At 61.8% G+C, this 11,601-nt stretch carries 12 protein-coding genes and 1 riboswitch; of the genes, 9 read left to right on the forward strand and 3 right to left on the reverse strand.

The features are described from left to right. Positions 1-2: 2 nt before the first annotated feature. Entirely contained in the window at positions 3-233 is a 231-nt protein-coding gene (locus AC0L3S_RS12500) for a hypothetical protein (protein WP_473262978.1), read from the reverse strand. Positions 234-475: 242 nt separating this feature from the next. Here AC0L3S_RS12500 and AC0L3S_RS12505 point away from each other — a divergent pair, with 242 nt between their 5' ends. The 8 genes from AC0L3S_RS12505 (at position 476) to AC0L3S_RS12540 (ending at position 9,259) form a co-directional block, all read left to right on the forward strand. Further along, on the forward strand, positions 476-1,024 hold the full coding sequence (locus AC0L3S_RS12505) for a transglycosylase SLT domain-containing protein (protein ID WP_473262979.1): 549 nt from the start codon (positions 476-478) through the stop codon (positions 1,022-1,024). Between the two features lie 64 nt (positions 1,025-1,088). Then, a riboswitch (TPP riboswitch) is annotated at positions 1,089-1,217 on the forward strand. Then, positions 1,205-2,230, forward strand: a complete 1,026-nt coding sequence (locus tag AC0L3S_RS12510) for an FAD-dependent oxidoreductase (protein WP_473279273.1) — start codon at positions 1,205-1,207, stop codon at positions 2,228-2,230. Its footprint overlaps the riboswitch before it by 13 nt. Continuing rightward, positions 2,221-2,418 carry a sulfur carrier protein ThiS gene (thiS, locus tag AC0L3S_RS12515; protein WP_007600772.1) on the forward strand — a complete coding sequence of 66 codons (198 nt, stop codon included), beginning with the start codon at positions 2,221-2,223 and terminating at the stop codon, positions 2,416-2,418. The genes AC0L3S_RS12510 and thiS overlap by 10 nt, the downstream gene beginning before the upstream one ends. Positions 2,419-2,593: 175 nt before the next feature. Continuing rightward, on the forward strand, positions 2,594-3,376 hold the full coding sequence (locus AC0L3S_RS12520) for a thiazole synthase (protein ID WP_473279274.1): 783 nt from the start codon (positions 2,594-2,596) through the stop codon (positions 3,374-3,376). Further along, on the forward strand, positions 3,363-3,971 hold the full coding sequence (locus AC0L3S_RS12525) for a thiamine phosphate synthase (RefSeq protein WP_473279275.1): 609 nt from the start codon (positions 3,363-3,365) through the stop codon (positions 3,969-3,971). Before AC0L3S_RS12520 ends, AC0L3S_RS12525 begins: the two co-directional genes overlap by 14 nt. Before the next feature lie 188 nt (positions 3,972-4,159). Next, positions 4,160-6,058: a phosphomethylpyrimidine synthase ThiC gene (thiC, locus tag AC0L3S_RS12530; RefSeq protein ID WP_473279276.1), complete on the forward strand. Its 1,899-nt coding sequence runs from the start codon at positions 4,160-4,162 to the stop codon at positions 6,056-6,058. 153 nt (positions 6,059-6,211) lie between these two features. Next, positions 6,212-8,662 carry an SIR2 family protein gene (locus AC0L3S_RS12535; RefSeq protein ID WP_473279277.1) on the forward strand — a complete coding sequence of 817 codons (2,451 nt, stop codon included), beginning with the start codon at positions 6,212-6,214 and terminating at the stop codon, positions 8,660-8,662. Between the two features lie 84 nt (positions 8,663-8,746). Further along, a complete protein-coding gene (locus AC0L3S_RS12540; protein WP_473279278.1) occupies positions 8,747-9,259 on the forward strand; it encodes a mismatch-specific DNA-glycosylase in 513 nt (170 codons plus the stop codon). 192 nt (positions 9,260-9,451) lie between these two features. Here AC0L3S_RS12540 and AC0L3S_RS12545 read toward each other — a convergent pair whose 3' ends face one another. Beyond that, a complete protein-coding gene (locus tag AC0L3S_RS12545; protein WP_473279279.1) occupies positions 9,452-9,889 on the reverse strand; it encodes a VOC family protein in 438 nt (145 codons plus the stop codon). A 259-nt stretch (positions 9,890-10,148) separates the two neighbouring features. On the opposite strand from AC0L3S_RS12545, the gene AC0L3S_RS12550 reads away from it, so the two are divergent. Next, positions 10,149-10,802 carry a glutathione S-transferase family protein gene (locus tag AC0L3S_RS12550; RefSeq protein ID WP_473279280.1) on the forward strand — a complete coding sequence of 218 codons (654 nt, stop codon included), beginning with the start codon at positions 10,149-10,151 and terminating at the stop codon, positions 10,800-10,802. On the opposite strand, the gene AC0L3S_RS12555 is transcribed toward AC0L3S_RS12550, so the two are convergent. Next, positions 10,799-11,527 (reverse strand): SDR family oxidoreductase, encoded by a 729-nt coding sequence (locus AC0L3S_RS12555; RefSeq protein WP_473279281.1) that lies wholly within the window; start codon positions 11,525-11,527, stop codon positions 10,799-10,801. The two genes, AC0L3S_RS12550 and AC0L3S_RS12555, sit on opposite strands and share 4 nt — an antisense overlap. Positions 11,528-11,601 lie beyond the last annotated feature (74 nt).

Consider the following 11,601-nt stretch of genomic DNA (forward strand, 5'->3'; position numbering starts at 1 on the left):
CTTCAGGCCGCGAGGGGCGGATGCGCGATGGGCATATCGTCGAAGATCGCCACCGCCTCGAAGCGATAATTGCAGGCGTGGCACGTCCAGAGATAGGAGACGCGCCCTTCGCCCGGCTCGATCCAGTCGGGCGTAGGGATCAGCGTGCCGCATTGGGCACAGGGGTTGTTTCTGGGCAAATCGTGTTCTGACATGTCGCCGCTGTGGGCTTTGACCATGGTTGATTTTGTCATGGCACCTCTCCCGATTCGCTGGCCGTGACATACTCGCTTTCGTGCGCCGGTGCGAATAGACAGGCCTGCTGTCGCGAGTTGTCCGCCTGAAGGAACTCTGGCGCCAGCATTGAGTCGTCACTGCGGCTCCGCCGCGAAAAAATTAACGGCGGCGTTTGGTCACATCATTGCCGCGTTCGGGAGGCCTAAACGGCAGCCGGGCGCTGGCCTTCACTCGGTCTCAGGGACCTCCGGGATATCTGATGAAAATTTTACATGTCGCCGCGCTGCTCGCGGCCGGACTGACGTTGCCGCAGGCCGCATTCGCAGGCCAAGCGGAGTACGCCGACATGGTCGCCGCCCATGCCCGCGCCAACGGTGTGCCGGAGGCGCTGGTGCATCGCGTCATCATGCGCGAAAGCCGCTATCAGCCCGGCCTGGTCGGCCATGGCGGCACCATCGGGCTGATGCAGATCAAGCTCGCGACCGCCCGCGGGGTCGGCTACACCGGCGACGCCGCCGGCCTGCGCGATCCCAACACCAACCTCACCTATGCCGTGAAATATCTCGCCGGCGCCTATCGCGCCGCCAATGGCGATCACACCCGGGCCGTTCGTTATTTCGCCGGCGGCTATTACTACGCCGCAAAGCGGCAGCGGCAGGAGGCCGTGCAGGTCGCCAATATGGGCGAGGCCAATGTGGGCGCCCCCTGGCTCGAGCCGAACGGCAATCCGCAGCCGATGTTCGGCACCGCCCCGCACCGCAAGCTCGCCCAGCGCGTCCGCAACGCCCGGGCACAGGCGCCCAAGTAAACGCCCAGGTAAGCGCGGTTCCCGCCAAGCGCGTTGACCACCCAGCCCTGCTGGCATACATTAGAGCCGTTCCGAGGGGTGCTCCGAGGAGGAGCTGAGATACCGCTAAATGGGCAAATCCGCCCAGGACCGCGGTGACCCTTTGAACCTGATCCGGGTCATGCCGGCGAAGGGACAGGGATGTTGCAGACGACCAAGCGATCGGATTCCCCGGTATCCATCATCGGCGCAGGCATTGCTGGCGCCTGGCAGGCCTTGCTGTTCGCGCAGGCCGGCCACGCCGTCACCCTGCACGAGCGCGGTGACGCCGACATGACCGATGCCACCAGCCATTGGGCCGGCGGCATGCTCGCGCCCTATTGCGAGGCGGAAGTTTCCGAACCGATCATCTCCAGGCTCGGCCTGCGCTCGCTCGACATCTGGCGGCGCGAGCTGCCCGACACGCCCTTCAACGGCTCGCTGGTCGTCGCCCATCCGCGCGAGCGCAACGATTTCGAGCGCTTTGCCCGGATGACCGAAGGCCATCGCCGGCTCGATGCCGCCGGCCTTGCCGAGCTCGAGCCGTCGCTCGAAGGCCGCTTCCGCGATGCGCTGTTCTTCCCGACCGAGGGCCATGTCGAGCCGCGCCGCGTGCTGCCGAAACTGCACGAGCGCATCCGCGCCGCGGGCGGCACCATCAAATTCGACAGCGACGTCGCCGCGGCCGAACTCGCAAAACTTGATCCCAAAGGCATCGTGATCGACTGCCGCGGCCTTGCTGCGCGCGACGAGCAGCCGGAGCTTCGCGGCGTCAAAGGCGAGATGATCCTGATCGAGACCGCCGAGGTGCAGCTCGCGCGCCCGGTGCGGCTGATCCATCCGCGCTGGCCGCTCTATGTGATCCCGCGCGAGGACAATCTGTTCATGCTGGGCGCGACCTCGATCGAGGCCGAGGACACCGGCGTCAGCGTGCGCTCGGCGCTGGAGCTGTTGGGCGCGGCCTATGCCGTCCATCCCGCCTTCGGCGAGGCCCGCATCGTCGAATTCGGCTCCGGCCTGCGCCCCGCCTTCGCCGACAATCTGCCGCGCATCGGCATTCGCGGCAACACGATCAGCGTGAACGGCCTCTACCGCCACGGCTTCCTGATCGCGCCGGCCCTGGCCGAGCTGACGCTCGGCTTTGTCGAGCGCGGCCAGATCGACAATGAGGTGATGCAATGCGCGTGATCGTGAACGGCGAGCAGCGCGAGATCAATTCTGCCAGCGTCGACGCGCTGCTCAGCGAGCTCGACTACGAAGGCACCCATTTCGCGATCGCACTCAACTACGACGTCGTGCCGAAGAGCCGCTGGGCCGAAACCGCGCTGAAGGCCGGCGACGAGATCGAGATCATCACGCCACGGCAGGGAGGGTGATGGGGATGGCTCTCCATTTATCGCCTTGGCGCGCGCCACACACTCCGCTGTCATCGCCCGGCTCGACCGGGCGATCCAGTACGCCGCGGCGCCTCCGTATCATCGCACGGCCTCTGGAATACTGGATCCCCGCCTTCGCGGGGATGACAGCGTCATTTGAGGAGACACCCCGCACATGGTGACCTTCTACGGCAAATCCTTCCCCTCCCGCCTCCTCATCGGCAGCGCGCTCTATCCCTCGCCTGCGATCATGCAGGCGGCGATCCGGGCCTCGGGCTCGAACATCGTCACGGTGTCGCTGCGACGAGAATCCGCCGGCGGCAAGACCGGGGACGCGTTCTGGAATCTGATCCGCGAGCTCGACGTCACCGTGCTGCCGAACACCGCCGGCTGCCGCAGCGTGCGCGAGGCGGTGACCACGGCCAAGCTCGCACGCGAATTGTTCGGCACGAGCTGGATCAAGCTCGAAGTCATCGCCGACAACGACACGCTGCAGCCCGACGTGGTCGGTCTCGTGGAAGCAGCAAGCCTCCTGATCAAGGACGGCTTTGAAGTGTTCCCCTATTGCACCGAGGATCTCTCGGTCGCCAACCGCCTGGTCGATGCCGGCTGCAAGGTGGTGATGCCGTGGGCTGCGCCCATCGGCAGCGCAAAAGGCATCACCAACCGTGACGCGCTCAAGCTGATGCGCGAGCGGCTGCCCGATATCACGCTGGTGGTCGACGCCGGTATCGGTGCGCCGTCGCATGCGGCGCAGGCGCTCGAGCTCGGCTACGACGCCGTGCTGCTCAACACGGCCATCGCAAAAGCCGCCGATCCCGTCGCCATGGCCAACGCCTTCCGCCTCGGGATCGAGGCCGGCCGCACCGCTTACGAAGCCGGGCTGATGAACGCCCGCGACTTCGCCTCCCCTTCCACCCCTGTCGTTGGGACACCTTTTTGGCATGCCGTATCCTGATCGCTTCTATCCCGTCGTCGACAGCCTCAGTTGGGTCGAGCGCCTGACCAGGCTCGGCGTCGGCACCATCCAGCTGCGCGCAAAAGACCTCGACGACTCCCAGTCGCTCCAGATGGTCACCGACGCGCTGGCGATCACCGCGGGCACCCAAGCCAAGCTCGTCGTGAACGACTATTGGCGCGCCGCGATCGTCGCCGGCGCAAAGTATCTCCATCTCGGCCAGGAGGACTTGGCAGACGCCGACCTCGCTGCCATCCGCGAGGCCGGCTTGTCACTCGGCGTCTCCACCCATGACGATGCGGAGCTGGACATCGCGCTCGCCGCCGAGCCCGATTACGTCGCGCTGGGTCCGATCTTCTTCACCACGCTCAAATCGATGCGCTTCGAGCCGCAGGGCATTCCGAAGATCACGGAATGGAAGAAGCGCATCGGCCCCATCCCGCTGGTCGCGATCGGCGGCGTCAAGTTCGAGCACGCGGCGGAGATCTTTGCCGCCGGCGCGGATTCCATTGCCGTCGTCAGCGACGTCACCCAGAACGCCGACCCCGATGCGCGGGTGCGGCAATGGCTCGGCCTATCCGCGGAGGCCGCGTGATGCTTCACCTCCCAGGCCATCCACACACTCCGCCGTCATCGCCCGGCTTGACCGGGCGATCCAGTACGCCGCGGCTTCTCGGCTTGAGCCGCACCGTCTCGGAGTACTGGATCCCCGCTTTCGCGGGGATGACAGCGGTATTTGTCTCTCGCGCAGCGACGCCAACGAACTGAATCAAGGAGGATCCCATGAACATCCGCTCCAATCCCGACAAGACCGTCCCCGCCGTCACCACCGGCCCGCTGCCCTCGTCGCGAAAAATCTTCGCCTCGCCCGACGCCGCGCCTGATCTGCGCGTGCCGCTGCGCGAGATCATCCTGTCCGAGGGCGCCGGCGAGCCGAACCTGCCAGTGTACGACACCTCCGGCCCCTACACCGACCCGAGCGTGACCATCGACGTCAACGCCGGTCTGGCGCGCGGCCGCAAGGCCTGGGTGCTGGAGCGCGGCGGTGTCGAGGAATATCAGGGCCGTCAGATCAAGCCGGAGGACAATGGCAGCGTCTCCACCGACAAGGCCGCGCGCGCCTTCTCGGCCTATCACCAGCCGCTGCGCGGCCTCGACGGCCACAAGATCACGCAGCTCGAATTCGCCCGCGCCGGCATCATCACCAAGGAGATGATCTACGTCGCGGCGCGCGAAAATCTCGGCCGCAAAGAGCAGCTCGAGCGCGCGGAAGCAGCCCTTGCCGACGGCGAAAGCTTCGGCGCGGAAGTCCCCGCCTTCATCACCCCGGAGTTCGTCCGCTCCGAGATCGCGCGCGGCCGCGCCATCATCCCCTGCAACATCAATCACAGCGAACTCGAGCCGATGATCATCGGCCGCAACTTCCTGACCAAGATCAACGCCAATATCGGCAACTCGGCGGTGACGTCCTCGGTCGAGGAAGAGGTCGAGAAGATGGTGTGGGCGATCCGCTGGGGCGCCGATACCGTGATGGACCTGTCGACGGGCCGCAACATCCACACCACCCGCGAATGGATTTTGCGCAACGCGCCGGTGCCGATCGGCACCGTTCCGATTTATCAGGCGCTGGAGAAGTGCGACGGCGACCCGGTCAAGCTGACCTGGGAGCTCTACAAGGACACGCTGATCGAGCAGTGCGAGCAGGGCGTCGATTATTTCACCATCCACGCCGGCGTGCGCCTGCAATACATCCACCTCACCGCCAACCGCGTCACCGGCATCGTCAGCCGCGGCGGCTCGATCATGGCGAAGTGGTGCCTGGCGCATCACAAGGAAAGCTTCCTCTACACCCATTTCGACGAGATCTGCGACCTCATGCGCAAGTATGACGTCTCGTTCTCGCTCGGCGACGGCCTGCGTCCGGGCTCGATTGCGGATGCCAACGACCGCGCGCAGTTCGCCGAGCTGGAGACGCTCGGAGAGCTCACCAAGATCGCGTGGGACAAGGGCTGCCAGGTCATGATCGAAGGCCCCGGCCACGTGCCGATGCACAAGATCAAGATCAACATGGACAAGCAGCTCAAGGAGTGCGGCGAGGCGCCGTTCTACACCCTCGGGCCCCTGACCACCGACATCGCGCCGGGCTACGACCACATCACCTCGGGCATCGGTGCCGCCATGATCGGCTGGTTCGGCTGCGCCATGCTCTGCTACGTCACGCCGAAGGAGCATCTTGGGCTACCCGATCGCAACGACGTCAAGGTCGGCGTCATCACCTACAAGATCGCCGCGCATGCGAGCGATCTCGCCAAGGGCCACCCGGCCGCCCAACTGCGCGACGACGCGCTGTCCCGCGCCCGTTTCGACTTCCGCTGGAGCGACCAGTTCAACCTCGGCCTCGACCCCGACACGGCGAAAAACTTCCACGACGAGACCCTGCCGAAGGAAGCACACAAGGTCGCGCATTTCTGCTCGATGTGCGGGCCAAAGTTCTGCTCGATGAAGATCACGCAGGACGTGCGGGACTACGCGGCCACGCTGAACGATCCGAACGGCGTGGGCATGTCGATGAGCGGGACCGCCGAGGACGGCATGAAGCAGATGAGCGCGAAGTTCAAGGAGATGGGCGAGAGCTTGTATCTGGATGCGGAGAAGGTGAAGGAGAGTAATCGGGTGTTGTGAAGAAACATCGCATTCTCTCGAGGAGCGCGAGGTGACCGCGCTCCTCGATCAGTACACCTAAAGGCTACCTTTGCGACACCAATTGAGCCTTCGCTTTTTCAATGAAAAGTTGTAAGATGCGGATATTAACCCAAGCAGATTTGCGGAGAAGTGATGAGTCAACTGGACATTGGACTGGTTGAAGCTGGAAAATGCATTCTCTTCGTAGGCGCAGGGTTTTCGTATGGCGCAACGAATTTAAAGAACCAACCTATCGTAGGCGCCACTGGGCTAACTGAACTCCTGCTCAATGCGTGTAACATCAGTGACAAGACCGGCTACGATCTCGACACCGCCGCGGATGAATATATAGACCGATTTGGGGACGATTCCCTGGTACAACTCCTTCATCAGAATTTCACATCGAAGGACGCGACCGACGATCAAAGCACGATTATTTGCCAACCCTGGCACCGCATTTACACGACCAATTATGACGACCTGATTGAAAAAATTTCTCATAAGTACAACAAGGCACTTACTTCCAAGGAGATAACAGATCCAGTGGAGCCACCACTTATTGGCACCACCCAACTAATTCATATCTATGGAAACATCAGCCGAGCTTCGCCGGCAGAGTTCAAAGGCAAATTTCTCCTTACCGAACGACAGCGCGACAACTCGGCGTTTTTGAACAGCCCGTGGAAATGGCGCTTCAACGATGATGTACTCGCTGCCAAAGCCGTGATCTTCGTCGGATTTTCACTGACGGACATCGATCTGCGACGCCTGCTCGGACAGCTTCCGCCGCAGGTAGCTGACAAGACCTTCTTCTTTGACGTCCCGGAGATTCCCACACCCATAATGAAGCGGCTCTCTCGTTTCGGCCAGCTGGAGCTGGTTGGAGCCACCGGCCTTGCTACCTTCCTCGGACAAAGGCGAGCAGGAGCCGCAATTTCGAGCACGGAGCTCCTCCCGAACTCCCTTGAAGAGATCAACGTGGAACTTCGCATATCTCGGGACGACATCTCTCAACCCGACATCGAACAACTCTTAATTGGAGGCATTTTGCAGGAGCAAAAGCTTTCGCAGCGCGATATGGAGGGTTCGCCGGGCTCTTACATAGTTAAACGTGGCGACAACCATTTTCGCCGCGCGAGCACCTCCACGCGACCAGTGTTGGTTCACAGCGACATAGGAAACGAAAAATCCATCTTTGCTACGCAAATTGCGATCAGTCGCTGCGTTGCAGGGGGGCGCGCATTTAGATTACGCCGCGAACCAGAACAAGTCGGCGACGTAATCTCTTACTTTCAAGCCCTGGATACTCCCGCAGTAGTCGTTGCGGATGATATCATGAAGTTTCCCACGCTTGTCAGGAAACTAATCGACCTCAGGATGAACAGCCTGACTATAATCACTACTGTGAGATCGAATGTTCTCGAATCGGCTCGCACATTGGTCGAAGGGCGATTGGGACACACCAGCGCCACCGAAATTGACCTCAACATTTCATCACCGGATGAAATACGAAGAATCTCTACGTATCTTGACGAGAATGGACTATGGGGCTCCTTCGCTGAATTCAATACTACAGAGAAAGCAGATTTCATCGCTCAAAAGTGCGGCGGACAATTGAGAGATGTCATACTCAGTCTTTTCGAGCAAGGATCGCTTCACGAGCGGGTCACAACGCTCATCGGAACAATTGGCGATTTGGATCCATTTGTCTACCGCCTCCTCGTGTTGTCGGCTCTCCTTACGATCGCCGGCCACGACGAATTTGATCGACTCTATATGATCGCGGACTTGGTTGATTATAACGGCTCATACGAGGATCTCCGAGACGTCCTGCGAAAGAATGGTTTACTTGGATTGATTCAGGTGGAACGCGGCGAACTCGGCTTCCGCTCTCCAGCCTTCGCAGAGTTTTTGCTCAGAACATCCGTGGGACTGGATCGCGTCTTGGACGTAGCGAAACAAGCACTCTTTCATCTCGATAAATTTTATTCGGACGACTACGAATTTGATGGCTTGAGTCGCGCCCTTCTGAAGTTCTCCCTGTATGGCAAAATCTTCAAAGAGAAGAAATTGGAAGTGCGAATGGAGAGCTTTTATGATGAGTGCCGAGCCTTGGGCATAGCTAAACGTGATCCGCTATTCTTAGTACAACGATCGATTACCAACATGAGCGCTCGGAGATTCTCCTCTTCCAAATTATTTATCGATACTGCTTACGCGATGGCTAAGAAGAAACGTGGTTTCGACACCTACCAAATCGACACTCATTTTGCGAAGTTGCTCTTGACTGAATCTCTTCAGGAGGGGCTTAGCGATGATCTCGAACGGGAAACTGAAGCGCATGATTTGGTTCAGGGCGTATTAGCTCGCCGACGGAACGACCTTTATCATCCCCTTTCGGTTCTTCGTCTAGATGGCGATCTGGTGAGAAAATGGGGTCCTAAGATGACCCCCAGCCAACGAAGGAGGATGCTCGCTCTCATCGCAAGGGGTGGTCAACTACTCGCTGCTTTTCCCGATCAGCAGAGAAGCAGGCATCGCAGCTACTCGTCGGTGAAGCAGATATTGGAGAGAGCCAAGATCGAACTGACCAAATTCTCGTAACCGGGCAATTCAGTGTTATCAAAAAACTGACCTGTGACGGTTTGTCGGCTCCAGTCGCCTTCGCGATAAATATAAAGTTCCTCGTTGGCCAATCCTTCCCTCCACCGCCTCCCCGACCAGCTCCGCCCCAACCTCCGCCTCGTCTTCGTCGGCACCGCCGCCAGCGCGCGCTCGGCCGAGCTTGGGCACTACTACGCCCATCCCGGAAACCGCTTCTGGCGCGCGATCCATGAGGCCGGGATCACGCCGCGGCGGTATCAGCCGGGCGAGTTCGCAAGCCTGCTCGACCTCGGGATCGGCTTCACCGATCTCTCCAAGTCGGGCGCCGGGATGGATCACCAGATCGCGGCTGAGACGATCGACGTGCCCGGCTTCAGGGCCAAGATCGAGAAGTTTCGGCCACGGACGATTGCGTTCACGAGCAAGAAGGCGGCGAGCTTGTTTTACGGCAGGCCGTCAAGCGTGATTGCGCTGGGGCGGCAGAAGCGGGATGCAGGCTTGCCGGAGGTATTCGTGCTGCCCTCGCCGTCCGGCGCGGCGTCCGGGCATTGGACGATTGAGCCGTGGCGGGAGCTTGCGGCGTGGATCGCGGCGTAGCGTGAATTTGCGATAGCGCTCCACCCTCAGACGTCGTCCCGGCGAAGGCCGGGACCCATAACCCCAGGGAGTGGTTTGGCGGGGACTCGAGGTCCGGTAGAGCGACCATTCGTAGTCGATGGATTCCGCGGTATGGGTCCCGGCCTTCGCCGGGACGACACTGCCGATTTGGCAACGCATCCCGCGACAAGCTCACCCCGCATACGCCTTATCCAGATCCACAATCACGATCTTTCTCATCTGCATCATCGCCTGCATGACGCGGTTCGCCTTGCTGCGGTCGGGGTCGCCGAGGTAGCGGCCGAGCGCTGATGGGATCACCTGCCAGGACAGCCCGAACTTGTCCTTGAGCCAGCCGCAGCGGGATTCCTCGCCACCGTCGGCGGTGAGCCTGTCCCAGAAATAATCGACTTCCGCCTGGGTCTCCACGCTGATGAAGAACGACACCGCCTCGTTGAACTTGTATTGCGGCCCGCCATTGAGCGCATTGAAGCGCTGGCCTTCGAGCTCGAACACCGCCATGAAGTCGCTGACGGTCTCAACCTTGGCATTGGGAAACACCGATTTGTAGAAGGCGACGGCCTCCGGCACGTTGTTGTCGAACCAGAGAAACGGCGTGATGGAGCTCATGAACGTGTATCCTTTCGCCTCGGGCGGGCGCGCGGCGGCGCGCCGATGTTCCAAGGACGAGGCAGGAGGCAACGATCCGACAGTGGCGGCGGGATTTTCTTGTAGCCCGGATGAGCGACAGCGACATCCGGGGCCGGCACCTGCCCCGCATATCGCTATCGCTCATGCGGGCTACGGGTCCACGAAAACGCATTGACCTGTCGGAATCCACTCATTCCATTCGTCCTCCGAACGCAAGCCACCACCCGGAGCCCGCCAGATGCCCCCCACCATCACCGCCTTCGCGAACTCGCCCGACCGCGGCCGCGGACAGGCCCGCGACATGCGAGTTCGTTGGGCGCTCGAAGAGGTCGGCGCGCCGTACGACGTGCGCCTCGTTTCGTTCAAAGCGATGAAAGAACCTGCGCATCTCGCGTTACATCCGTTCGGGCAAATTCCAACCTACGAGGACGGCGACCTCACCCTGTTCGAGTCCGGCGCGATCGTGCTCCATATCGCGGAGCGCCATACCGGGCTGCTGCCGACGGAGCCGCACGCCAGGGCCCGCGCGATCGCGTGGATGTTTGCGGCGCTGAGCACGCTGGAGCCGCCGATCGTCGAGCTCGGGATGGCCATGCTGTTCGAGCGCGACAAGAGCTGGTACGCGGAGCGGCTGCCCATGCTCAGGGATCGCGTCCGTGTCAGGCTCGGCGAATTGTCCCGCCGCCTCGGCGATGCCGACTGGCTCGACGGTGCGTTCAGCGCCGGCGATCTCATGATGGTGACGGTGCTGCGCCGGTTGAACGCGTCAGGCCTGCTGGACGAATATCCAGATATCGCCGGCTATGTCGCCCGCGGCGAGGCGCGGCCGGCGTTCAGGCGGGCATTCGAGGCGCAATTGGCGGTGTTCGCCGGGGCACGCTTGGCGCCTTAAAGATCGAAATTGGTCGGCAGCATCACCACGTCGCGAATGGTCATGCCGCGCGGCCGCGTCAGCATGAACATCACGACCTCAGCCACCTCGCTCGCCTCCAGCAGGCTTCCCGAGTCCCTGGCTTCCTTCAGCTTCTCGGGTGGCCAGTCCGCCAGCAGTGCGCTGACGACGGGCCCGGGCGAGATCGAGCCGACGCGGATGCCGTGCTTGAAGACCTGGCGCCGCACCGTCTGGACGAAGCAGTTGACCGCCCATTTGGACGACGCATAAACCGGCTCCCATGGCGTGGGAAAATGCGCCGCCAGCGAGCTCGTGACGATGATGTCGCCGGTTCCGCGCGCGATCATGTGCGGCAGCACGTCGTGCACGTTTTTCATCACGACGTTGACATTCAGGTTCAGCATCCGGTCGATCGCCATGGTGTCGGCATCGACCAGATCGCCACCGACATACGTCCCCGCATTCGCATGCAGGATGTCGAGCTGACCGGCCTGCTCCAGAACGCGCGGCAGCAGCGTTGCGCAATCCTTTGGATTCAGCAGGTCGACCAGCAGCGGCAGCACGGCGTCGCCGTGCTTGTCGCAGAGCGCCTTCAGCGCGGCCTCGTCGCGGTCGACCATCACCACGCGTGCGCCCGCGGCCAACATCGCCTCGGTGCTGGCCAATCCGATGCCCGACGCGGCCCCGGTCACGGCCGCAACCTTGCCTTCCAATTCTCTCGCCATGGGATCCCATCCTGCTGACGTCACCAGGATGCAGAGTGTAGCGATTTCAGGCGGCGTTGTCGGGGACAAACCAG

The organism is Bradyrhizobium sp. Ken01, assembly GCF_055807355.1.